At 62.6% G+C, this 21,939-nt stretch carries 33 protein-coding genes; 30 read left to right on the forward strand and 3 right to left on the reverse strand.

Annotated elements, in window-relative coordinates; translation table 11 throughout:
* Positions 1 to 12 precede the first annotated feature (12 nt).
* The 30 genes from rpsJ (at position 13) to AC1PLA_RS05330 (ending at position 17,745) form a co-directional block, all read left to right on the forward strand.
* Positions 13 to 324 (forward strand): 30S ribosomal protein S10, encoded by a 312-nt coding sequence (gene rpsJ / locus AC1PLA_RS05185; RefSeq protein WP_003486723.1) that lies wholly within the window; start codon positions 13 to 15, stop codon positions 322 to 324.
* An 11-nt stretch (positions 325 to 335) separates the two neighbouring features.
* Positions 336 to 986, forward strand: coding sequence for a 50S ribosomal protein L3 (rplC, locus tag AC1PLA_RS05190; RefSeq protein WP_006450633.1), 651 nt, complete (start codon positions 336 to 338; stop codon positions 984 to 986).
* Between the two features lie 12 nt (positions 987 to 998).
* A complete protein-coding gene (rplD, locus tag AC1PLA_RS05195) occupies positions 999 to 1,604 on the forward strand; it encodes a 50S ribosomal protein L4 (protein ID WP_016900669.1) in 606 nt (201 codons plus the stop codon).
* On the forward strand, positions 1,601 to 1,900 hold the full coding sequence (rplW, locus tag AC1PLA_RS05200) for a 50S ribosomal protein L23 (RefSeq protein WP_002811694.1): 300 nt from the start codon (positions 1,601 to 1,603) through the stop codon (positions 1,898 to 1,900). Before rplD ends, rplW begins: the two co-directional genes overlap by 4 nt.
* A 10-nt stretch (positions 1,901 to 1,910) precedes the next feature.
* Positions 1,911 to 2,738, forward strand: coding sequence for a 50S ribosomal protein L2 (gene rplB, locus AC1PLA_RS05205; RefSeq protein WP_003486715.1), 828 nt, complete (start codon positions 1,911 to 1,913; stop codon positions 2,736 to 2,738).
* 6 nt (positions 2,739 to 2,744) lie between these two features.
* Positions 2,745 to 3,014 carry a 30S ribosomal protein S19 gene (gene rpsS, locus AC1PLA_RS05210; RefSeq protein WP_005993369.1) on the forward strand — a complete coding sequence of 90 codons (270 nt, stop codon included), beginning with the start codon at positions 2,745 to 2,747 and terminating at the stop codon, positions 3,012 to 3,014.
* A gap of 12 nt (positions 3,015 to 3,026) precedes the next feature.
* Entirely contained in the window at positions 3,027 to 3,362 is a 336-nt protein-coding gene (gene rplV, locus AC1PLA_RS05215; RefSeq protein WP_002811686.1) for a 50S ribosomal protein L22, read from the forward strand.
* 17 nt (positions 3,363 to 3,379) lie between these two features.
* Complete coding sequence (rpsC, locus tag AC1PLA_RS05220; protein ID WP_024938565.1) at positions 3,380 to 4,114, forward strand: 30S ribosomal protein S3; 735 nt, start codon at positions 3,380 to 3,382, stop codon at positions 4,112 to 4,114.
* Positions 4,115 to 4,119: 5 nt separating this feature from the next.
* On the forward strand, positions 4,120 to 4,533 hold the full coding sequence (rplP, locus tag AC1PLA_RS05225; protein WP_011036127.1) for a 50S ribosomal protein L16: 414 nt from the start codon (positions 4,120 to 4,122) through the stop codon (positions 4,531 to 4,533).
* Positions 4,533 to 4,718, forward strand: coding sequence for a 50S ribosomal protein L29 (rpmC, locus tag AC1PLA_RS05230; RefSeq protein WP_006450638.1), 186 nt, complete (start codon positions 4,533 to 4,535; stop codon positions 4,716 to 4,718). Before rplP ends, rpmC begins: the two co-directional genes overlap by 1 nt.
* An 11-nt stretch (positions 4,719 to 4,729) precedes the next feature.
* Positions 4,730 to 4,999, forward strand: a complete 270-nt coding sequence (gene rpsQ, locus AC1PLA_RS05235) for a 30S ribosomal protein S17 (protein WP_016900663.1) — start codon at positions 4,730 to 4,732, stop codon at positions 4,997 to 4,999.
* A gap of 14 nt (positions 5,000 to 5,013) precedes the next feature.
* Positions 5,014 to 5,382, forward strand: a complete 369-nt coding sequence (gene rplN, locus AC1PLA_RS05240; protein ID WP_003486699.1) for a 50S ribosomal protein L14 — start codon at positions 5,014 to 5,016, stop codon at positions 5,380 to 5,382.
* Between the two features lie 15 nt (positions 5,383 to 5,397).
* Positions 5,398 to 5,715 (forward strand): 50S ribosomal protein L24, encoded by a 318-nt coding sequence (rplX, locus tag AC1PLA_RS05245; RefSeq protein WP_003486696.1) that lies wholly within the window; start codon positions 5,398 to 5,400, stop codon positions 5,713 to 5,715.
* An 11-nt stretch (positions 5,716 to 5,726) separates the two neighbouring features.
* Complete coding sequence (rplE, locus tag AC1PLA_RS05250; RefSeq protein ID WP_010371090.1) at positions 5,727 to 6,269, forward strand: 50S ribosomal protein L5; 543 nt, start codon at positions 5,727 to 5,729, stop codon at positions 6,267 to 6,269.
* 18 nt (positions 6,270 to 6,287) lie between these two features.
* The gene (rpsN, locus tag AC1PLA_RS05255) at positions 6,288 to 6,593 is read left to right on the forward strand and encodes a 30S ribosomal protein S14 (RefSeq protein ID WP_005917137.1); all 306 of its coding nucleotides are present in this window, start codon (positions 6,288 to 6,290) and stop codon (positions 6,591 to 6,593) included.
* Positions 6,594 to 6,798: 205 nt separating this feature from the next.
* The gene (gene rpsH / locus AC1PLA_RS05260) at positions 6,799 to 7,197 is read left to right on the forward strand and encodes a 30S ribosomal protein S8 (RefSeq protein WP_010371096.1); all 399 of its coding nucleotides are present in this window, start codon (positions 6,799 to 6,801) and stop codon (positions 7,195 to 7,197) included.
* A 15-nt stretch (positions 7,198 to 7,212) separates the two neighbouring features.
* Entirely contained in the window at positions 7,213 to 7,740 is a 528-nt protein-coding gene (rplF, locus tag AC1PLA_RS05265; protein ID WP_016900656.1) for a 50S ribosomal protein L6, read from the forward strand.
* Between the two features lie 90 nt (positions 7,741 to 7,830).
* A complete protein-coding gene (rplR, locus tag AC1PLA_RS05270; protein WP_016900655.1) occupies positions 7,831 to 8,190 on the forward strand; it encodes a 50S ribosomal protein L18 in 360 nt (119 codons plus the stop codon).
* 159 nt (positions 8,191 to 8,349) lie between these two features.
* Positions 8,350 to 8,892: a 30S ribosomal protein S5 gene (gene rpsE / locus AC1PLA_RS05275; protein WP_003486682.1), complete on the forward strand. Its 543-nt coding sequence runs from the start codon at positions 8,350 to 8,352 to the stop codon at positions 8,890 to 8,892.
* Positions 8,885 to 9,076, forward strand: coding sequence for a 50S ribosomal protein L30 (gene rpmD / locus AC1PLA_RS05280; RefSeq protein WP_024938563.1), 192 nt, complete (start codon positions 8,885 to 8,887; stop codon positions 9,074 to 9,076). Before rpsE ends, rpmD begins: the two co-directional genes overlap by 8 nt.
* A 4-nt stretch (positions 9,077 to 9,080) precedes the next feature.
* Entirely contained in the window at positions 9,081 to 9,524 is a 444-nt protein-coding gene (gene rplO / locus AC1PLA_RS05285) for a 50S ribosomal protein L15 (RefSeq protein WP_016900650.1), read from the forward strand.
* A 7-nt stretch (positions 9,525 to 9,531) separates the two neighbouring features.
* Positions 9,532 to 10,899 carry a preprotein translocase subunit SecY gene (secY, locus tag AC1PLA_RS05290; RefSeq protein WP_016900648.1) on the forward strand — a complete coding sequence of 456 codons (1,368 nt, stop codon included), beginning with the start codon at positions 9,532 to 9,534 and terminating at the stop codon, positions 10,897 to 10,899.
* A 332-nt stretch (positions 10,900 to 11,231) separates the two neighbouring features.
* Positions 11,232 to 11,588 carry a 30S ribosomal protein S13 gene (rpsM, locus tag AC1PLA_RS05295; RefSeq protein WP_003486672.1) on the forward strand — a complete coding sequence of 119 codons (357 nt, stop codon included), beginning with the start codon at positions 11,232 to 11,234 and terminating at the stop codon, positions 11,586 to 11,588.
* A gap of 10 nt (positions 11,589 to 11,598) precedes the next feature.
* Positions 11,599 to 11,991 carry a 30S ribosomal protein S11 gene (gene rpsK / locus AC1PLA_RS05300; RefSeq protein ID WP_003486671.1) on the forward strand — a complete coding sequence of 131 codons (393 nt, stop codon included), beginning with the start codon at positions 11,599 to 11,601 and terminating at the stop codon, positions 11,989 to 11,991.
* Positions 11,992 to 12,006: 15 nt separating this feature from the next.
* A complete protein-coding gene (gene rpsD / locus AC1PLA_RS05305; RefSeq protein WP_002811641.1) occupies positions 12,007 to 12,633 on the forward strand; it encodes a 30S ribosomal protein S4 in 627 nt (208 codons plus the stop codon).
* 53 nt (positions 12,634 to 12,686) lie between these two features.
* A complete protein-coding gene (locus AC1PLA_RS05310; protein ID WP_002811635.1) occupies positions 12,687 to 13,685 on the forward strand; it encodes a DNA-directed RNA polymerase subunit alpha in 999 nt (332 codons plus the stop codon).
* A 181-nt stretch (positions 13,686 to 13,866) separates the two neighbouring features.
* On the forward strand, positions 13,867 to 14,250 hold the full coding sequence (gene rplQ / locus AC1PLA_RS05315) for a 50S ribosomal protein L17 (protein WP_065046565.1): 384 nt from the start codon (positions 13,867 to 13,869) through the stop codon (positions 14,248 to 14,250).
* Positions 14,251 to 14,574: 324 nt separating this feature from the next.
* Positions 14,575 to 15,093, forward strand: coding sequence for a disulfide bond formation protein B (locus AC1PLA_RS05320; RefSeq protein WP_039513404.1), 519 nt, complete (start codon positions 14,575 to 14,577; stop codon positions 15,091 to 15,093).
* Positions 15,094 to 15,141: 48 nt separating this feature from the next.
* Positions 15,142 to 16,533: a class II 3-deoxy-7-phosphoheptulonate synthase gene (locus AC1PLA_RS05325; RefSeq protein ID WP_039530484.1), complete on the forward strand. Its 1,392-nt coding sequence runs from the start codon at positions 15,142 to 15,144 to the stop codon at positions 16,531 to 16,533.
* Between the two features lie 84 nt (positions 16,534 to 16,617).
* Entirely contained in the window at positions 16,618 to 17,745 is a 1,128-nt protein-coding gene (locus tag AC1PLA_RS05330) for a mechanosensitive ion channel family protein (RefSeq protein WP_047128220.1), read from the forward strand.
* On the opposite strand, the gene AC1PLA_RS05335 is transcribed toward AC1PLA_RS05330, so the two are convergent.
* From AC1PLA_RS05335 to typA, 3 genes are all read right to left on the reverse strand, one after another.
* Complete coding sequence (locus AC1PLA_RS05335; protein WP_481106161.1) at positions 17,735 to 19,342, reverse strand: amidase; 1,608 nt, start codon at positions 19,340 to 19,342, stop codon at positions 17,735 to 17,737. The two genes, AC1PLA_RS05330 and AC1PLA_RS05335, sit on opposite strands and share 11 nt — an antisense overlap.
* A gap of 106 nt (positions 19,343 to 19,448) precedes the next feature.
* Positions 19,449 to 19,868 (reverse strand): DUF2127 domain-containing protein, encoded by a 420-nt coding sequence (locus AC1PLA_RS05340; protein WP_175430059.1) that lies wholly within the window; start codon positions 19,866 to 19,868, stop codon positions 19,449 to 19,451.
* A 70-nt stretch (positions 19,869 to 19,938) separates the two neighbouring features.
* Positions 19,939 to 21,768: a translational GTPase TypA gene (typA, locus tag AC1PLA_RS05345; RefSeq protein ID WP_016904579.1), complete on the reverse strand. Its 1,830-nt coding sequence runs from the start codon at positions 21,766 to 21,768 to the stop codon at positions 19,939 to 19,941.
* Between the last annotated feature and the right edge of the window lie 171 nt (positions 21,769 to 21,939).

A 21,939-nucleotide genomic window follows, 5' to 3' on the forward strand; every position in this document is an offset into this window, starting at 1 on the left:
GAAGCTTCCGTCATGTCGGAACAAAAGATCCGGATTCGGTTGAAGGCGTTCGATCATCGTTTGATCGACCGTTCGGCCAGCGAGATCGTCGAAACGGCTAAGCGGACCGGCGCGCAAGTGCGTGGCCCGATCCCGTTGCCGACCAAGATCGAACGTTACACCATCCTCGTATCCCCGCATGCCGACAAGGATGCGCGTGACCAGTACGAAACCCGCACGCACAAGCGTGTGCTCGATATCGTCGACCCGAACGACAAGACCGTGGACGCGCTGATGAAGCTCGAACTCGCGGCTGGCGTCGACGTTCAGATCAAGTTGACCTGAGGACTACGACCATGACGAAGAAATATTCGTTGGGCTTCGTAGGCCGCAAGGCTGGTATGAGCCGCGTCTTCACTGAAGACGGTCGCTCGGTACCGGTCACGCTGATCGAAGCAACTCCAAACCGCATTGCGCAGATCAAGACCGTCGAAGCTGACGGCTACAGCGCTGTGCAGATTACCGTTGGTGCCCGTCGTGCCGCGCTGGTCAACAAGCCGGCTGCTGGCCACTTCGCCAAGGCGAAGGTGGAAGCGGGTCGCGGCCTGTGGGAATTCCGCGTTGAAGACGCGCAGCTCGGCGATTTCGCCGTCGGCGGCGAAATCAAGGCGGACATCTTCGAGGTCGGCCAGAAGGTCGACGTCCAGGGCGTCACCAAGGGTAAGGGTTTCCAGGGCACCATCAAGCGCTACAACTTCCGTATGGGCGATGCAACTCACGGTAACTCGCTGTCGCATCGCGCGCCGGGTTCGTTGGGTCAGCGCCAGACCCCGGGTCGCGTTTTCCCGGGTAAGAAGATGTCGGGCCACATGGGCGCCGTGCAGCAAAGCACGCAGAACCTGGAAGTGGTCAAGGTCGACGTCGAGCGTGGTCTGATTGCTATCCGCGGCGCCGTGCCTGGCGCAGCTGGTGGCGACGTGATCGTCCGTCCGGCGAGCAAGGCATAAGGAGAGATGACGATGGAACTCGTTATCACGGGTAGCAACAACAAGGTCTCGGTCTCCGATGCCGTGTTCGGTCGCGAATTCAGCGAAGATCTGGTTCACCAGGTCGTCGTCGCTTATCGCAATGCCGGTCGCGCTGGTACCAAGGCTCAGAAGACGCGTTCGGAAGTTGCGGGCACGACCAAGAAGTCGAAGAAGCAGAAGGGCGGCGGTGCGCGTCATGGCGCGCTGACGGCTCCGATCTTCGTCGGCGGCGGCGTGACCTTCGCGGCCAAGCCGCGCAGCTTCGAACAGAAAGTCAACCGCAAGATGTACCGTGCGGCCATCTGCGCGATCTTCTCTGAGCTTAACCGCCAGGGTCGCCTGATGATCGTCGATGCGTTCGACGTCGAAACCACCAAGACCCAGGGTCTGATTGAGAAGCTGAAGGGACTGGACGTGGGCAAGCGCCCGCTGATCGTCACCGAGGAAGCGTCCGAGCACCTGTATCTGTCCGCCCGCAATCTGCCGTATGTGCAGGTGCGTGATGTGCAGGGTCTGGATCCGGTCGCTCTGGTCGGGGCCGATACGGTCGTGATCACCGCCGATGCGGTCAAGAAGGTCGAGGAGTGGCTGGCATGAGCAGCAACGAAAAAATCTTCAGCGTGCTGCGTGCTCCGCGAGTCTCCGAAAAGACCGCGCGCCTGCAGGAAATCTCCAACCAGTATGTCTTCGAAGTTTCGAACGAAGCCACCAAGGCCGATGTAAAGGCCGCGGTTGAGCAGCTGTTCGACGTCAAGGTCAAAGCGGTCAACGTGGTCAACGTCAAGGGCAAGAGCAAGTCCTTCCGTAACCGTGCTGGCAGCCGTGGCAATTGGCGCAAGGCGTACGTCCGCCTGGTTGATGGTCAGTCCATCGACGTAACGGCTAAGGCCTGAGGTCCATCCCATGCCATTGATGAAGTTCAAACCCACCTCTCCCGGCCGTCGTTCCGCCGTGCGCGTGGTTACTCCCGATCTGCACAAGGGCGCACCGCACGCGGCGCTGCTCGACTCGCAGAGCAAGTCCGGTGGTCGTAACCACCATGGCCGCATCACCGTGCGTCACGTCGGTGGTGGCCACAAGCAGCACTACCGCATCATCGACTTCAAGCGCAACAAGGAAGGCATTCCGGCGCGTGTGGAGCGGATCGAATACGATCCGAACCGTACCGCTCATATCGCCCTGCTGTGCTACGTCGACGGCGAGCGTCGCTACATCATCGCCCCCAAGGGCTTGAAGGCTGGCGATCAGGTCATTGCCGGTGCCAACGCACCGATCAAGACCGGCAACACGCTGCCGCTGCGCAATATCCCGGTCGGTACGACGGTCCACGGTATCGAGCTGAAGCCGGGTAAGGGCGCTCAGATCGCACGTGCTGCCGGTGCAGCCGTCCAGCTGGTCGCTCGCGAAGGCATCTATGCCACGCTGCGTCTGCGCTCGGGCGAAATGCGCAAGGTGCCGGTCGAGTGCCGCGCCACCATCGGCGAAGTCGGCAACGACGAGCACAACCTCGAGAAGCTGGGCAAGGCTGGCGCCAAGCGCTGGCGCGGTGTTCGTCCGACCGTTCGCGGTGCGGCCATGAACCCGGTCGATCACCCGCACGGTGGTGGTGAGGCCAAGGCTGGCCAGGGTAATCCGCATCCGGTCACCCCGTGGGGTGTTCCGACCAAGGGTTACAAGACGCGCAAGAACAAGCGCACCCAGCAATTCATCGTCCGCGATCGTAGGGGCTAATCGACCATGGCACGTTCACTTAAGAAGGGCCCGTTCGTCGATCACCACCTTGCAAAGAAGGTGGAGTCCGCTGCGGGTAGCAAGAAGCCGATCAAGACCTGGTCGCGCCGTTCGATGATCCTGCCGGAAATGGTAGGCATCACCATCGCCGTGCATAACGGCAAGAACCACATTCCGGTGCTCGTCAACGAGAATATGGTCGGCCACAAGCTCGGCGAATTTGCCGTCACCCGGACCTTCAAGGGTCACGGTGGCGACAAGAAGTCGAGCAGGTAAGGAGAGATGACGATGGAAGCGAAAGCAATCCTGCGCACCGCGCGCATCTCCCCGCAGAAGGCCCGCTTGGTCGCTGACCAGGTGCGTGGACTGTCCGCCGAACGTGCGGTCAATCTGCTGAAGTTCTCGGACAAGAAAGCTGCGCACCTGATCAAAAAGGTTGTGGAGTCGGCTATTGCCAATGCCGAGAACAATCAGGGCGCGGATGTCGACGAGCTGAAGGTCAAGACCATCATGGTTGATGAAGGTCCCTCCCTGAAGCGTTTCATGGCGCGGGCGAAAGGCCGCGGTACCCGCATCCTCAAGCGCACCAGTCACATCACTGTGATTGTCGGCGCCGCCAAGTAAGCGGAAAGGAAAAGACCATGGGTCATAAAGTTCATCCGACTGGAATTCGCCTTGGCATCGCCAAGGACTGGAATTCCAAGTGGTACGCAAGCAAGGCCGACTTCGCCGCCTACCTGGCAGCCGACCTGAAAGTGCGTGAAATGCTGCGCAAGAAGCTCGCGCAGGCAGGTATCAGCAAGATCTTGATCGAGCGCCCTGCCAAAACCGCCCGCGTGACGATCCACACCGCCCGTCCGGGCGTGGTGATCGGCAAGCGTGGCGAGGACATCGAAAAGCTGCGTAAGGAAGTGAGCGCGATGATGGGTGTTCCTGCCCACATCAACGTCACCGAAGTGCGCAAGCCGGAGCTGGATGCGCAGCTGGTCGCTGAGTCGATCGCGCAGCAGCTTGAGCGTCGCATCATGTTCCGCCGTGCAATGAAGCGCTCGGTCGGCAACGCGATGCGCTTGGGTGCCCTGGGCATCAAGGTCAACGTGGCTGGCCGCCTCAACGGTGCAGAAATCGCCCGTTCGGAGTGGTACCGCGAAGGCCGCGTGCCGCTGCACACGCTACGTGCCGACATCGATTACGGTTTTGCCGAGGCGTCCACGACGTACGGCATCATCGGCATCAAGGTCTGGATCTATAAGGGTGAGGTTTTTGACTTCTCCCAGGTTGGCCAGGAGAAGCAGGACGACAGCCCGCGCAACGATCGTAACGATCGCGGCGACCGTGGTGACCGTCCTTCGCGCCCGGCTCGTGAAGCGAGGTAACGGCAATGTTGCAACCCAAGCGAACCAAATATCGCAAGATGCACAAGGGCCGTAACGACGGCCTGGCATGGAGCGGAAACGCCGTCAGCTTCGGCGAGTACGGCCTCAAGGCAACCGCGCACGGTCAGCTGACCGCGCGTCAGATTGAAGCAGCACGTCGTACGATCAGCCGCCACGTCAAGAAGGGCGGCAAGATGTGGATTCGTGTGTTCCCCGACAAGCCGATCACCAAGAAGCCGATCGAAGTCCGCATGGGCTCCGGTAAGGGCAACGTGGAGTACTGGGTCGCGCAGATTCAGCCGGGCCGCATGATCTATGAAATCGAGGGTATTCCCGAAGATATCGCACGTGAGGCGTTCCGCCTTGCCGCCGCGAAATTGTCGGTGACCACCACTTTCGTGACCCGGACGGTGCGCTGATGGATATCAAACAACTCCGCGAGAAGTCGGCTGACGAACTGAAGGCCCACCTGACCGATCTGCGTAAGGAGCAGTTCTCGCTCCGTATGCAGCAGGTCACCGGCCAGCTGCCGAAGACCCACGATACCCGCCGGGTGCGCCGCGAGATTGCTCGCGTCAAGTACCTGCTCGGCAGCACCAAGTAAGGACGGCCGCGATGAGCGACAACAACGAAAAGCAAGCGCTGCGCACGGTCGAAGGCCGTGTTGTCAGCAATAAGATGGACAAGACGGTCACCGTGTTGGTGGAGCGCCAGGTCAAGCACCCGTTGTACGGTAAGTACATCAAGCGCTCGTCCAAGCTCCACGCACACGACGCCGACAATGCCTGCAACGAAGGCGACGTCGTGCGTGTGACCGAGATTGCTCCAATGTCCAAGACCAAGAACTGGCGGGTGGTCGAAATCGTCACCCGTTCGGCCGAATAAGGGAGATCTGAATCATGATCCAGATGCAGAGCTACCTCGATGTCGCCGACAATTCGGGTGCCAAGGAAGTGATGTGCATCAAGGTGCTGGGCGGCTCCAAGCGCCGCTACGCACACATTGGCGACATCATCAAGGTGACCGTCAAGGACGCCATTCCGCGTGGCAAGGTCAAGAAGGGCGAAGTCTACGACGCCGTCGTGGTGCGTACCCGCAAGGGTGTGCGCCGTCCCGACGGTTCGCTGATCCGCTTCGATGGCAACGCCGCTGTGCTGTTGAACAATAAGCAGGAGCCGATCGGGACCCGCATCTTCGGGCCGGTGACGCGCGAGCTGCGTTCCGAGAAGTTCATGAAGATCGTCTCGCTCGCTCCCGAAGTGCTGTGAGCGGAGGACATATACATGGCTAACCGTATCAAGAAGGGCGACCAGGTCGTCATCAACACCGGCAAGGACAAGGGTAAGCAGGGTGAAGTTGTGCGTGTGGATGGCGATCGCGTGATCGTCTCCAATGCCAACGTCATCAAGCGCCACACCAAGCCGAACCCGCAGGCGGGTGTCGCCGGCGGCGTGGTCGAGCGTGAAGCGTCGATCCATATCTCCAACGTCAATATCGTCAACCCGGCAACGGGCAAGGGCGAGCGCGTTGGCTTCAAGGTGCTGGAGGATGGACGCAAATTGCGTGTGTTCCGCTCCAGCGGTGAGGCGCTCGACGCCTGAGGAATGCGATCATGAACACTCGTCTCGAAAAGTTTTACAAGGAAAACGTGGTGCCGGCCCTGATGAAGGAATTCGGCTACACCAATCCGATGGAAGTGCCGAAGCTGGTCAAGGTCACGCTCAACATGGGCGTGGGCGAGGCGGCTACCAACAAGAAGATTCTGGAAAATGCGGTCGCCGACATGTCCAAGATCTCCGGTCAGAAGCCGGTGGTCACCAAGTCGCGCGTTTCGGTCGCATCGTTCAAGATTCGTGACGGTTGGCCGATCGGCTGCAAGACCACGTTGCGTCGCGCCAAGATGTACGAGTTTCTGGATCGTCTGATCAACATCTCGCTGCCGCGCGTGCGCGACTTCCGTGGTGTTTCCGGTCGCTCCTTTGACGGTCGTGGCAACTTCAACATGGGTGTGAAGGAACAGATCATCTTCCCGGAAATCGACTTCGACGCCGTCGACGCGATTCGCGGTATGGATATCGCCATCACCACCACCGCCAAGACGGATGCGGAAGCGAAGGCGCTGCTGGCAGCGTTCAAGTTCCCGTTCCGTAACTGACCGTCGAGGACATCCGAAATGGCAAAGACCTCCATGATCCACCGCGACATCAAGCGTGCAAAGCTGGCGAAGAAATTCGCCGGCAAGCGTGATGCGCTGAAGAAGATCCTCTCCAGTCAGGATGCGTCCTACGAAGAGAAGATCGACGCGTCGACCAAGTTGCAGAAGCTGCCGCGCGATTCGTCGCCGAGCCGCCACCGCAACCGTTGCGAGTTGTCCGGTCGTCCGCGCGGTGTCTACCGCAAGTTCGGTCTGGGTCGCAACATGCTGCGCAAGGCCACGATGAACGGCGACGTTCCGGGCCTGCGCAAGGCAAGCTGGTAACAGCATTGCCGGCCGTTCGCGGCCGGCTTGAACAGGATGGTTCTGTTCAACAAGGGAGTCCGACGCAAGTCGGGCTCTTTTGTCGTATACTTCCGCTTCTGTCTTGCCCGCATGGGCCTGGCATGGCGTAAAGGGTCCTGGCCCATCCCCAGGAAAACACAAGATTTTCGCGAAAGCGGATATCGGTGCACTCAAAGGTACTCATATGAGCATGACTGATCCCATCGCCGACCTGCTGGTACGCATCAAGAATGCGGCCGCGGTTGGTAAGCAGACGGTGAAATTGCCGTCGTCCAAGATCAAGGTCGCGATCGCCCAGGTCCTGAAGGACGAGGGTTACATCACCGACCTGCGCGTGACAGCAACCGAGAACAACAAGTCGGAGCTGGAAATCGTGCTGAAGTATTTCGAAGGCCGTCCGGTCATCGAGACCCTGAAGCGTTTCTCGCGCTCGGGTCTGCGCCAGTACCGCGGCAAGACCGAGCTGCCCAAGGTCCTTGGCGGCCTGGGTATTGCCATCATCTCCACGTCGAAGGGCATCATGACCGATGCGCAGGCTCGCGAAGCCGGCGTTGGTGGTGAAGTCCTGTGCTTCGTGGCCTAAGGGAAGGAATCGATCATGTCCCGTGTAGCCAAGAAGCCTGTTTCCCTTCCGAAGGGTGTTGAACTCAAGGTCCAGCCCGAGCTGGTGAGCGTCAAGGGCCCGAAAGGCACCCTGACCCTGCCGAAGCCGGTTGGCGTCGAAATCGCCATCGACGGCGACGTTGCCACGCTGTCGGCCAACGAACCGTCGCAGATTGCCATCACCGGCACCGTGCGCGCCATCCTGGCCAACATGGTCAAGGGTGTGTCCGAGGGCTTCGAGCGCAAGCTCGAGCTGGTCGGCGTCGGTTACCGTGCCGCCATGCAGGGCAAGGACCTGAGCCTGTCGCTCGGTTTCTCGCATCCGCTGGTGTTCGTGGCGCCGGAAGGCATCACGCTGTCGACTCCGACCCAGACCGAAATCGTGGTCCAGGGCGCCGACAAGCAGCGCGTCGGCGAAGTTGCCGCCAAGATTCGCGGTTTCCGTCCGCCGGAGCCCTACAAGGGCAAGGGTGTGAAGTACGCCGGTGAAGTCATCATTCGCAAGGAAGCCAAGAAGGCGTAATGCAGGTCCCTCTGCTAGGAGCCCGGCCAGCCATGGCCGGACTTTTCGATGCAAAAGCCTGCTTCCTTCAGCTTTCGTAGGATAAATATCATGAGCATCAACAAGAACATCGCCCGTCTGCGTCGCGCCAAGTCCACCCGTTCGCACATCCGTGAACTGGGCGTCGCTCGCCTGTCGGTGCTGCGCACCGGCCAGCATCTGTATGCGCAGGTCTTCACCGCCGACGGCTCCAAGGTGATCGCTGCGGCGAACACCCTGCAGGCCGACGTCAAGGAAGGCCTGAAGAACGGCAAGAACAGCGATGCGGCCGTCAAGGTCGGCAAGCTGATCGCCGAGCGCGCCAAGGCTGCGGGCATCGAGAAGGTCGCATTCGACCGCTCGGGCTACCGCTACCATGGCCGTATCAAGGCGTTGGCCGACGCAGCTCGCGAAGGCGGCCTGCAGTTCTAAGCACTGCTGCGGATGTGGCCATCGGCCACATTCGCGTTACCGCCGGCAGGGGAGATGCCGGACCGTCCCGTTCTTTTGCAACGGTGCCGGGAACACAGCGTGACTCCACAACCATAAGCGGCCCCAAGCCGTACATACTCAATCAATCAAGGAATCAAGATGGCAGAAGAACGTGCACCGCGGGGTCGTGATCGCGACCGTAACCGCGAAGAGAAAGTCGACGATGGCATGATCGAAAAGCTGGTCGCGGTCAATCGCGTCAGCAAGACGGTCAAGGGCGGTCGCCAGTTCACCTTCACCGCGCTGACCGTGGTCGGCGATGGTCTGGGCAAGGTCGGTTTCGGTTATGGCAAGGCGCGCGAAGTGCCGGTCGCCATCCAGAAGTCGATGGAGCAGGCGCGCAAGAACCTGGCCACTGTGGATCTGAACAACGGTACCTTGTGGCATGCCGTCAAGTCCGGCCACGGCGCAGCACGCGTCTACATGCAGCCGGCGTCGGAAGGTACGGGCGTCATCGCTGGCGGCGCCATGCGCGCTGTGCTGGAAGCGGTCGGCGTCAAGAACGTGCTGGCCAAGGCGGTTGGTTCGCGTAATCCGATCAACCTGGTCCGTGCAACCCTGAAGGGTCTGTCGGAAGTGCAGTCGCCGGCCCGTGTTGCGGCCAAGCGCGGCAAGAAGGTGGAGGAGCTCAACCATGGCTAAGGACACCAACAAGACCGTGAAGGTGCGCCTGGTGCGTGGCCTGCGTGGAACCCAGTCGCGTCACCGCCTGTCGGTGCGTGCGTTGGGCCTGAATAAGCTCAACGATGTGCGTGAACTGAAGGACAGCCCGCAGGTTCGCGGTCTGATCAACACCGTTCACTACCTCGTCAAGGTTGAGGACTAATCCCATGACTTTGCATCTCAATGACCTCAAGCCCGCCGACGGCGCCCGTACCGAGCGCACCCGCGTCGGTCGTGGCATCGGCTCCGGCCTTGGCAAGACCTGCGGCCGCGGCCACAAGGGTTCGTTCGCTCGCAAGGGCGGCGGCAAGATCAAGGCCGGCTTCGAAGGCGGCCAGACGCCGATGCAGCGCCGTCTGCCGAAGATCGGCTTCCGTTCCAAGATGGCGCGTGACAGTGCCGAAGTGTTGTCCTACCAGCTGGATAAGCTGGAAGCCGGTGAGATCGACTTTGCAGCGCTGCGTGCGGCCAACCTGGTCCCGAGCCGCGCCAAGAAGGCGAAGATCGTGCTGAAGGGCGAGCTGAGCAAGAAGTTCGTGCTGAAGGGTGTCGCCGCAAGTGCGGGCGCCAAGGCAGCAATCGAAGCTGCCGGCGGCAGCGTAGAGGAGTAATCGGCAGATGGCGCAGGCTGGCATTGGTAACCTCGGTGGCGGGCTCGGCAAGTTCACGGAACTTCGCCAGCGGCTACTGTTCGTCCTCGGGGCATTGATCGTCTATCGCATCGGCTGCTATGTGCCGGTGCCGGGCGTGAATCCCGATGCCATGCTTTCGTTGATGCAGGCGCAGGGTGGCGGCATCGTGGACATGTTCAACATGTTCTCGGGCGGCGCCCTGCACCGTTTCAGTATTTTTGCGTTGAATGTGATGCCGTATATCTCGGCATCGATCGTGATCCAGTTGGCCACGCACATCTTTCCCGCCCTCAAGGCGATGCAGAAGGAAGGCGAATCCGGCCGACGCAAGATCACCCAGTATTCGCGTATCGGTGCGGTGTTGCTGGCGGTGGTGCAGGGCGGCAGTATCGCGCTGGCACTGCAGAACCAGACCGCGCCTGGTGGCGCTCCGGTGGTGTACGCGCCGGGCATGGGCTTTGTGCTCACCGCAGTGATTGCACTGACCGCCGGCACCATCTTCCTGATGTGGGTGGGCGAGCAAGTCACTGAGCGTGGCATCGGTAACGGCGTATCGCTGATCATCTTCGCTGGCATCGTGGCAGGCCTTCCGTCGGCGGCGATCCAGACCGTCGAGGCCTTCCGCGAAGGCAATCTGAGCTTCATTTCGCTGCTGCTGATCGTCATCACCATTCTGGCGTTCACGCTGTTTGTGGTGTTTGTCGAGCGCGGGCAGCGACGTATCACGGTCAATTACGCGCGCCGCCAGGGCGGTCGCAATGCGTACATGAACCAGACCTCGTTCCTGCCGCTGAAGCTCAACATGGCAGGCGTGATTCCACCGATCTTCGCCTCCAGCATCCTGGCCTTCCCGGCCACGCTGTCGATGTGGTCCGGTCAGGCGGCATCCGGCAGTGGCGTGGGTTCGTGGCTGCAGAAGATTGCCAATGCGCTTGGGCCTGGCGAGCCGGTGCACATGCTGGTGTTTGCTGCGCTGATCATCGGCTTCGCGTTCTTCTATACCGCGCTGGTGTTCAACTCGCAGGAAACCGCTGACAACCTCAAGAAGTCTGGCGCACTGATTCCGGGTATCCGCCCGGGCAAGGCGACAGCTGACTATGTGGACGGCGTGCTGACCCGGCTGACCGCAGCGGGTTCGTTGTACCTGGTGATCGTCTGCCTGCTGCCGGAAATCATGCGCACCCAGCTGGGCACCTCGTTCCACTTCGGTGGTACGTCGTTGCTGATCGCCGTGGTGGTGGTGATGGACTTCATTGCACAGATCCAGGCCCATCTGATGTCGCATCAGTATGAGAGTCTGCTGAAGAAGGCCAACCTCAAGGGTGGCTCGCGCGGCGGTCTGGCGCGCAGTTAAGTGGTACACTAGATCTTCATTGCGTGAAGACGGCCTGGTTCCCGGGCCACGATCTTCCGATCAGAAGGGCGGCTCGCGCGACGTCTCGCGCGCGGGTGTGGCGAGGTGGTCCTGTGCGGGAGTAGTACAGGCGATTCGGAGAAGTTTTCTGGATCAACATCGTCCGGCGCCGGAGCGAGGGCACACTCCCCACGCCGGGTCCATGGAACTTTTGGTTCCACGGGCTTCAAAGCAATCCGAGGCCTTGCTACAATTCCGAGTTCACTTTTGATCCATCCTGCCGGATGGCGCCTGGGCGCTGTCGGGCCATCACTCAGTTGGAGAATCGCGTCATGGCGCGTATTGCAGGCGTCAACCTGCCAGCCCAGAAGCACGTCTGGGTCGGGTTGCAAAGCATCTACGGCATCGGCCGTACCCGTTCGAAGAAGCTCTGCGAATCCGCAGGCGTTACCTCGACCACGAAGATTCGTGATCTGTCCGAACCCGAAATCGAGCGCCTGCGCGCCGAGGTCGGCAAGTATGTCGTCGAAGGCGACCTGCGCCGCGAAATCGGTATCGCGATCAAGCGACTGATGGACCTGGGCTGCTATCGCGGTCTGCGTCATCGCCGTGGTCTCCCGCTGCGTGGTCAGCGCACCCGTACCAACGCCCGCACCCGTAAGGGTCCGCGCAAGGCGATCAGGAAGTAAGGGATAGATCATGGCAAAGCCAGCAGAAAAGAAAACGAAGAAGAAGATCAAGCGCGTCATCACTGACGGCGTCGCTCACGTCCACGCTTCGTTCAACAACACCATCGTCACCATCACCGATCGCCAGGGCAATGCACTGTCGTGGGCTACGTCCGGCGGCGCCGGTTTCCGTGGTTCGCGCAAGTCGACCCCGTTCGCTGCTCAGGTTGCCGCCGAAAAGGCTGGCCGCGCTGCGCTCGACTACGGCGTGAAGTCGCTGGAAGTACGTATCAAGGGTCCGGGTCCGGGCCGTGAGTCGGCCGTGCGTTCGTTGAACAACGTGGGCTACAAGATCACCAACATCATCGACGTGACGCCAATCCCGCACAACGGGTGCCGTCCGCCGAAGAAGCGTCGCGTCTAAAGGGAGCGATAAGAAATGGCTCGTTATATCGGTCCTACCTGTAAGCTCGCCCGCCGCGAAGGCGCCGACCTTTCCCTCAAGAGCCCGGCGCGTGCGCTGGACTCCAAGTGCAAGCTTGAGCAGAAGCCCGGCCAACATGGCGCGGCTCGCAAAGGCAAGCTCTCCGACTACGCTACCCAGCTGCGTGAAAAGCAGAAGGTCAAGCGCATCTACGGTTTGCTGGAACGTCAGTTCCGCAACTACTACAAGAAGGCCTCGACCAAGAAGGGCAACACCGGCGAGAACCTGCTGCAGTTGCTGGAAACCCGTCTGGACAACGTCTGCTACCGCATGGGCTTTGCCGTCACCCGTCCGGCCGCGCGCCAGCTGGTGTCGCACCGTGGCGTGCTGGTCAATGGCAAGTCGGTGAATCTGGCTTCGTACCAGATCAAGGCTGGCGATGCGATCACGCTGTCGGAAAAGGCACAGAAGCAGCTTCGCGTGCAGGAAGCCCTGACCGTGGCTGAGCAGCACGACATGACGCCGTCGTGGGTCGAAGTCGATTCGAAGAAGTTCAGCGGCGTGTTCAAGGCCGTTCCGGATCGCGCTGACCTGCCTTCGGATATCAACGAAGCGCTGATCGTCGAGTTGTATTCGAAGTAATTCACATTGGAGAGCCTCCGGCACCGCCGGAGGTTCGCAGGAGACCCCGCAACATGACGGTTACCGCCAACCAGGTTCTGCGCCCCCGTGGTCCGCAGATCGAACGTCTTACCGACAATCGCGCAAAGGTCGTGATCGAGCCCTTGGAGCGCGGTTACGGGCACACGCTGGGCAATGCCCTGCGTCGTGTGCTGTTGTCGTCGATCCCGGGTTTTGCGATCACCGAGGTCGAGATCGACGGCGTGCTGCACGAGTACACCACGGTCGAAGGGCTGCAGGAAGACGTGCTTGACGTCCTGCTCAACCTGAAAGACGTGGCGATTCGTATGCATAGTGGCGACAGCGCGACGCTGTCGTTGTCCAAGCAGGGTCCGGGCACGGTCACTGCGGCCGACATCAGGACCGATCACAACGTTGAGATCATCAACGGCGACCACGTGATCTGCCACCTGACCAAGGACACGGCGCTGAACATGCGCCTGAAGATCGAGCGTGGTTTTGGCTACCAGCCGGCTGCCGCGCGTCGTCGTCCGGACGAAGAGACCCGCACCATCGGTCGTCTGATGCTGGATGCGTCGTTCTCGCCGGTGCGCCGCGTTGCCTATGCCGTGGAAGCTGCGCGCGTTGAACAGCGCACCGACCTCGACAAGCTGGTGATCGATATCGAAACCAACGGCACGATCGATGCCGAGGAAGCCGTGCGCACCGCCGCCGACATCCTCAGCGATCAGCTGTCGGTGTTCGGCGATTTCACCCACCGCGATCGCGGTGCGGCCAAGCCGGCTGCCAGCGGCGTGGATCCAGTGCTGCTGCGCCCGATCGACGACCTCGAGCTGACCGTGCGTTCGGCCAACTGCCTGAAGGCCGAGAGCATCTACTACATCGGCGATCTGATCCAGAAGACCGAAGTGGAACTGCTCAAGACCCCGAATCTTGGCAAGAAGTCGCTGACCGAAATCAAGGAAGTGCTGGCACAGCGCGGCCTTGCACTGGGCATGAAGCTGGAGAACTGGCCGCCGGCCGGTGTCGCCCAGCACGGCATGCTTGGTTAATGCATCACCGCATGGGCGTCTTCGGGCGCCCATGCTGTTTTTTTTACATCGACGGGCCAAAGCCCGCGGTGACATCCGGTCAAAGGACGGCCGGCTCGGACCAACCGCAGTCCATTCAACAGCGCCAGGATGGCGACAACGTCTCTCAAGCAGTCTCAACATTCCTTAGGAAATCACACTCATGCGTCACCAGAAATCCGGTCGTAAATTTAACCGCACCAGCGCACACCGCGAAGCCATGTTCCGCAATATGGCCGCGTCGCTGTTCAAGCACGAGCTGATCAAGACCACTTTGCCGAAGGCCAAGGAACTGCGTCGCGTCGCCGAGCCGCTGATCACCATCGGCAAGGTCGATGGCGTTGCCAATCGTCGTCTGGCGTTCGCTCGCCTGCGCGACAAGGAAGCAGTGGGCAAGCTGTTCGTCGAACTGGGCCCGCGTTACGCGACCCGTCCCGGCGGCTACCTGCGCATCCTGAAGGCCGGCTTCCGTGCCGGTGACAATGCGCCGATGGCGTATGTCGAGCTGGTCGACCGTCCGGTCGTCGCCGAGGAAGTGACCGAGTAATCGGTTCGCTCTTCGCAAAGATTCTCGAAAAGCCCGGCTAGCGCCGGGCTTTTTTATAGCCGGTGCCGGACCATGGCAGTCGATCTTAGTTTGGGTGTTTCGGCAACATCGCAGCGATGTGCATGCCTCAACCAGGATCAATTTCGCTGCCGCAAAGGCGACCGTCTCCGGGCGGTGTCGAGGGTCTGCAGGCCGACACATGACTGGCAACATGCATGGCTGCACGGGGCCTGCCGCCAGACGACCTGCCCGATGCAGCCATCCGTGGTCACCGCGGCAGCGATGGCTGATAATCGGGCATTCGATCCTAGGCAAGCGGTAGCGATGAATCCATTTCGTTGGGGTTTCCGGGCGCAGTTTTTGCTGGGCTTTCTTGCCTGCGCAGGACTGCTTGCCTACGCGATCTATGTGCAGCTGCATCTTGGGCTGGAGCCTTGCCCGCTATGCATCTTCCAGCGGATCGCGTTTGCGGCGCTGGCGGTGTTGTTTCTGCTGGGCGCCTTGCATGGGCCGCGCGCCGCGGGCACGCGCAAGCTCTATGGCGTGCTGAGCTTCATCGCTGCCGGCGTCGGCATGGGCATCGCGGCGCGGCATGTCTGGGTGCAGATCCGGCCCAAGGACATGATGTCCTCGTGCGGGCCGCCGTTGAGCTTCCTGAGCGAAACGATGGGGCCGTTCGAAGTGTTCCGCACCGTGCTGACCGGTACCGGCGACTGCGGCAATATCGATTGGCGCTTTCTGGGCCTGAGCATGCCGATGTGGAGCATGCTGTGGTTTGTGGGCCTGGCGCTATGGGCGCTGTATGCCGGCTTCAGGCAGCGTGGTCCGCGCAAATTGTTCTGATCGTTTCGTTCCGGCGCTGGCCGGCGCCCGAGATTTCTGGAGTTCACGATGTCCGCTTCCCCTCATTCGTCCGTCAACCAGGCAGACCAGTGGTCGCCGCAGAGCTGGCGGCAGCGTCCGGCGTTGCAGATGCCGGTCTACCCGGACGCCGTTGCGCTGGAACACACGCTGGGCGAGTTGCGGCAGTTGCCGCCGCTGGTGACCTCCTGGGAAATCTTCGCGCTCAAGCGCCAGCTGGCGGAGGCGCAGGAAGGCAAGCGCTTCCTGCTGCAGGGTGGCGACTGCGCCGAGAATTTCAGCGATTGCGAATCGGGCACGATCTCCAATCGCCTGAAGGTGCTGCTGCAAATGAGCCTGGTGCTGGTGCATGGCCTGCACCTGCCGGTGGTGCGGGTAGGGCGCTTTGCCGGGCAGTACGCCAAGCCGCGTTCGGCCGACACCGAAACCCGCGACGGGGTGACCTTGCCGAGCTACCGCGGCGATGTGATCAATGCGCCGGCCTTCACCGAAGCGGCGCGCGTGCCGGATCCGCAGCGCATGATCACCGCGCATTCGCGCTCGGCGATGACGATGAATTTCGTACGCGCCCTGATCGACGGCGGCTTTGCCGACCTGCACCATCCCGAATACTGGAATCTGGACTGGGTGGGGTATTCGCCGCTGGCGGCGGACTACCAGAAGATGGTGGCATCGATCGGCGACGCGGTGCGCTTCATGGAGACCCTGTCCGGCGCGGAGGTCTACAACCTCAACCGCATCGACTTCTACACCTCGCACGAGGCGCTGTTGCTGCCGTACGAGGAAGGCCTGACCCGGCAGGTGCCGCGCCAGTGGGGCTGGTTCAACCTGAGCACGCATTACCCGTGGATCGGCATGCGCACCGCCGCGCTGGATGGCGCGCATGTGGAATACCTGCGTGGCGTGCGTAATCCGATCGCGATCAAGGTAGGGCCGTCGGTGCAGCCGGATCAGCTGTTGCGTCTGATCGACGTGCTCAATCCCGAAGACGAACCCGGCCGCCTGAGCTTCATCCATCGCATGGGCGCGGCGCAGATCGCCGAGAAGTTGCCGCCGCTACTGGAGGCGGTCAAGCGCGATGGACGTCGGGTGTTGTGGGTCTGCGATGCGATGCACGGCAATACCGAAAGCACCGGAAATGGCTATAAAACACGGCGTTTCGACAATATCCGCAGCGAGGTCGAGTTGTCGTTCGATCTGCATGCGGCCGCCGGGACGCGGCTGGGCGGGGTGCATCTGGAACTGACCGGCGAAGACGTCACCGAATGCACCGGTGGCGCGCGCGAGTTGACCGAGCGCGATCTGGAACGCGCCTACCGCTCCAGCGTGGATCCGCGCCTGAACTACGAGCAGTCGCTGGAAATCGCAATGGCGATCGTGCGCAAGCAACAGCAGGTGGCGTCGCAGCCGCTGGGCGCGTGATGTCGCTGTACGCATGACGTGATGCTCATGCCGCGTGCGGCATGATGCTGCAGCCATCCCTCTTTCCCCCACAGGAGGAACGGTTTGACTGCCGATTGGAACGTCATCCGCGAATACGCAATCCCGCTTGGTGCCGCGCTGCTGGCGGGCATCGTCACCTGGTCGCTGATGCTGTGGCTGTTTCGCCGCATGCAGGGCCGCGACTATCGCCGTGCACGCATCATCCGCGTGGTCACGCTGCCGGCTGCCTTCATCCTGCCGCTGCTGTTTCTGGGCGTCGCCACCGAAGCGACGCCGCTGTCCGGCAAAGGGCTGGCGGCGATGCAGCATCTGCTGCACGTCGGCATCGTTGGCTGCGTGACCTGGCTGTTGGTGCGCGCGGTCGCCGCCGGCGAGATGGCGATCCTGCGCAGCAACCCGATCGAGGTGTCCGACAACCTGACCGCACGGCGCATCCAGACCCAGACACGCGTACTGAGCCGGGTGGTGATGGGCGCGGTGATCCTGCTCGGCATCTCGGTGGTGCTGCTGACCTTTCCGCAGGTACGCCAGATCGGCAAAACGCTGCTGGCATCGGCCGGCATCATCGGCCTGGTGGCCGGTATCGCGGCCAAGCCGGTGTTCGGCAACCTGATCGCCGGTCTGCAGATCGCCCTGACCCAGCCGATCCGGCTGGACGATGTGGTGATCGTGGAGGGCGAGTGGGGCCGCATCGAGGAAATCGGCAGCTCGTATGTGGTGGTGCGGATCTGGGACGAGCGGCGCATGGTGGTGCCGTTGACCTGGTGGATCGAGCACCCGTTCCAGAACTGGACACGCAGCAGTGCCGATCTGCTCGGTACCGCATTCCTGTGGCTGGACTACCGCACCCCGATCGCGGCGGTGCGTGCCGAGCTGGAGCGCATCTGCAAGAGCGAGCCGCTGTGGGATGGACGCGTGTGCGTGACTCAGGTGACCGAAACCAGCGAGAGCACGATCCAGGTACGCCTGCTGGTGAGCGCGCGCAATTCCGGCGATGCGTTCGATCTGCGCTGCATCAGCCGCGAGCGCATGATCGACTTCCTGACCCGCGAGCATCCTTACGCATTGCCCAGGATTCGCGCCGAAATCGCCGCGCAGGAAAAGCCGCCCCTGCGTGCCGCCGCGCCGATCGCCCAGGAGAGCGTGCGCTCGCCCGGTGCCGAAGACGGCGAGCCTGCGACTACGGTGTAGTAGCTGCAGGCGCGGCCGCTGGTGCGCTGGGCGCGGTCGGCGCATAGCGGGGCGCAACACGTGCCTTGCTGCGTTGTTCGTAGGCGTAGGCCAGTTCGATCAGGCGCGGCTCGCTCCAGGCACTGCCCATGAACAACAAGCCCAGCGGCAGGCCCTGGGTCTGCCCCATCGGCACGCTCAGGCTGGGATAACCGGCCACCGCGGCCGCACCGTAGCCGGCTCCGGGAAAGGTATCGCCCTTGACCAGGTCGGTGACCCAGGCAGCACCGGTGGTCGGCACGATCAGCGCATCCAGGCGATTGGCCTGCAGCGCGGCGTCGATGCCGTCCGGCCCGGCCAGCCGTTTGGCAGTGGCGCGGGCCGTGAGATAGGCGGCATCGTCCAGTCCGGCCGCGGCCTGCGCCTGCTCGAACAGCTCCTGCCCGAAGTAGGGCATCTCGCGCTGCGCATGGTTGCGATTGAAGGCAATCAATTGCTCCAGGCTCGACACCGGCGCGGCGTGGCTGCGCAGATACGCGTTCAGGCCGGCCTTGAACTCGACCAACAAGACTGTTTGCTCGGCGGCATCCCACTGGCCATCGGTTGCCAGGCTGGTTTCGATCACGGTGGCGCCGGCGGCGCGCAGCGTCTGCACGGCGCGCTCCAGCGTGGCGGCAATCGCCGGATCTTCGCGCAAGGGGTTGCGCAGCAGGCCCAGGCGGGCGCCGCGCAGGCCATCGGGCCTGAGATGCGCCAGATAGTCCGGTGTGGACGTCGGTGCAGTGCGCGCGGCCTGATCCTGCGGGTCAGGCGCGGCGATCGCCTGCAGCACGGCGGCCGCATCGGCGACGCTGCGCGTCATCGGGCCGGCGGTGTCCTGGCTGGCCGAGATCGGAATAATGCCGTCGCGGCTGACCAGGCCCACGGTCGGCTTGAGTCCGACCAGGCCGTTCACCGAGGCCGGGCAGGTGATGCTGCCGTCGGTTTCGGTGCCAATGCCGACCGTGGCCAGGCTGGCCGCGATCGCCGCGCCGGTGCCGGCACTGGAGCCGCAGGGATTGCGATCCAGTGCGTACGGATTGCGGGTCAGCCCGCCGCGTGCGCTCCAGCCGGAGCTGGACTTGGTGGAGCGGAAGTTGGCCCACTCGCTCAGGTTGGTCTTGCCCAGGATCACCGCGCCAGCGGCGCGCAGGCGCTGCACCAGGAACGCATCGCGGCCGGGCCTGAAATCGGCCAGTGCCAGCGAGCCGGCGCTGTTGACCATCGGCAGCGCATCGATGTTGTCCTTGAGCAGCACCGGAATGCCATGCAGGGGCCCGCGCACATGACTGGCGCGGCGTTCGGCGTCCAATGCACGTGCGTCGGCTTCGGCTCGCGGGTTGAGTTCGATCACCGCATTGAGAGCGGGCCCGGCGCGATCGATGGTGGCGACACGCTGCAGATACGCGCGGGTCAGATCCAGACTGCTGATCTTCCCTGACGCCATGCGTGCCTGCAGGCCGACGATATCGGCGTCGATCAGATCGTCTTGCCTGGCAGTGGCTGCGTTGGCACCGGCCAAGGTCAGGCTTTCGGTATGCGCACAGCCGCACAGCGCAAGCAGCAGCGCGAAGGACAAGGTGGTGGATCGCATTGGCGGTGTTCCCCGGGGACTGTTCGCAGGCTAACGGCGCTGCGTCGGGGTGACAACGTGTATGACATGCCCGCACACGGGCAGGAGCGCGTCAGCGGCGCCGGCGCTTGATCAGATCGCGTGCCAGCACGCCGACCACAAGCAGATTGATCGCCAGCACGCCCCAGGCGGTCCAGCCGGGATGGCGGACGATGGCGTAGATATCGAAAGGCAGGTAGATGGCCGCCGACAGGCAGCCCAGCAGTGACGCCCAGGCCTTGGCACGCCACAGACCCCAGGCTTCCACCACGTGCAGCAGGCCATACGCCAGCATTGCGGCAGCAGCCAGATGGACGGCGTCGGGACTGATGGTCTTGAGCAACGACGGCAGTGCGCCGTGGTCGGGATCCAGGTTGAAGCGGCGGATCAGCGTGCTGACCGCGTCCTGCAGCGGGAGCGGGCCCAGAATTTCCAGGCCCGTCGCCGCCAACAGCGCAAGCGTCCCCTTGACCGCCTCTAGCAAGGCGATCACATGCAGCCCCGGATGCGCACGCGGATCCGGGCTGTAGGGCGTGTTGCTCACGGAGATGGACGTCCCGTGCTTAGCCGGAACGGCCAGCGCGCTTGCGGTCGCTTTCGGTGAGGAACTTCTTGCGCAGGCGGATTTCCTTCGGGGTGACTTCGACCAGCTCGTCGTCCTCGATGAAGTCCAGTGCCTGCTCCAGCGTGTACTTGATCGCCGGGGTCAGCTTGATCGCATCGTCCTTGCCCGAGGCGCGCATGTTGGTCAGCGGCTTGGTCTTGATCGCGTTGACGGTCAGGTCGTTGTCCTTGGAGTGGATACCGACCAGCTGACCTTCGTACACGTTGTCGCCTTCAGCAGCGAACAGACGGCCACGCTCTTCCAACGGCCCCAGCGCATAGGCCGGGGTGGCGCCCGCTGCGTTGGCAATCATCACGCCGTTCTGGCGCTTGGCGATCGCGCCCTGTTCCTTCGGACCGTAATGGTCGAACACGTGGAACAGCAGGCCCGAGCCCTGAGTCAGGGTGCGGAACTCGTTCTGGAAGCCGATCAGGCCACGCGCCGGGATCATGTAGTCAAGGCGCACGCGGCCCTTGCCGTCCGGCTCCATGTTCTTCAGCTGGCCCTTGCGGGTGCCCAGCTTTTCCATCACGCCGCCCTGGTGCTGTTCTTCGATGTCCACCACCAGCTGTTCGATCGGCTCCATCTGCTTGCCGTCGATTTCCTTGATGATGACTTCCGGACGCGACACGGCCAGCTCGTAGCCTTCACGACGCATGTTCTCGATCAGCACCGACAGGTGCAGTTCGCCGCGGCCGGAGACCAGGAACTTGTCGGCGTCGGAGCCTTCCTCAACCTTCAGTGCCACGTTGTGCACCTTCTCGCGGTCCAGGCGGTCGCGCAGCTGGCGGCTGGTCAGGAACTTGCCGCCGGACAGGTCCTTGTTGCCGGCGAACGGCGAGTTGTTGACCTGGAAGGTCATCGAGATGGTGGGCTCGTCCACGGTCAGCGCCGGCAGCGCTTCCGGGGCGTCGAGCGCGCACACGGTGTCGGAAATGGTCAGCTCGGCCACGCCGGAGATGGCGACGATGTCGCCGGCCTCGGCGGTGTCCTGCTCGATGCGCTCCAGGCCGAGGAAGCCCAGCACCTGCAGCACCTTGCCCTGGCGCTTCTTGCCTTCGCGGTCGATCACGCTGACCGGCATGTTCTTCTTCAGCACGCCGCGCTGGATGCGGCCGATGCCGATCACGCCGACGAAGTTGTTGTAGTCCAGCTGGCTGATGCGCATCTGGAACGGGCCGTCCGGATCCACGTCCGGTGCCGACACGTGCTGCATGATCGCTTCGTACAGCGGGGTCATGTCGCCGTCGCGCACGCTCGAATCCAGGCTGGCGTAGCCGTTCAGGGCGGAGGTGTAGACGATCGGGAAGTCCAGCTGCTCGTCGGTTGCGCCGAGCTTGTCGAACAGGTCGAACACCTGGTCGATGACCCAGTCCGGGCGTGCGCCGGGACGGTCGATCTTGTTGACCACCACGATCGGCTTGAAGCCCATCGCGAACGCCTTCTGGGTCACGAAGCGGGTCTGCGGCATCGGGCCGTCCATCGCGTCGACCAGGATCAGCACCGAGTCCACCATCGACAGCACGCGCTCGACTTCGCCACCGAAGTCGGCGTGTCCCGGAGTGTCGACGATGTTGATGCGGTTGCCGTTCCAGGTGATGGCCGTGTTCTTGGCCAGGATCGTGATGCCACGCTCCTTTTCCTGATCGTTGCTGTCCATCACGCGCTCAGCCAGCACGGTGCGTTCGGACAGGGTGCCGGACTGCTTCAGCAGGCAGTCGACGAGGGTGGTCTTGCCATGGTCAACGTGCGCGACGATGGCGATATTGCGGAGTTTTTCGATAGACATGCGGAAAGGGCCCCTGTCTGGCGCCAGTCTTGAGATGAGGTAAGCCCGACATTATAGCGGTTTCGTTGCCGTGCCGTTGCGTTCGGCCGCCAAGCGGTCCAAAACGCCCATTCAGCTAGCCCGGATACCCCCGACGATGGTCCAACCTGCACGGCCGCCTGCACGCCCGGG

Source organism: Xanthomonas sp. NCPPB 1826, assembly GCF_056725285.1.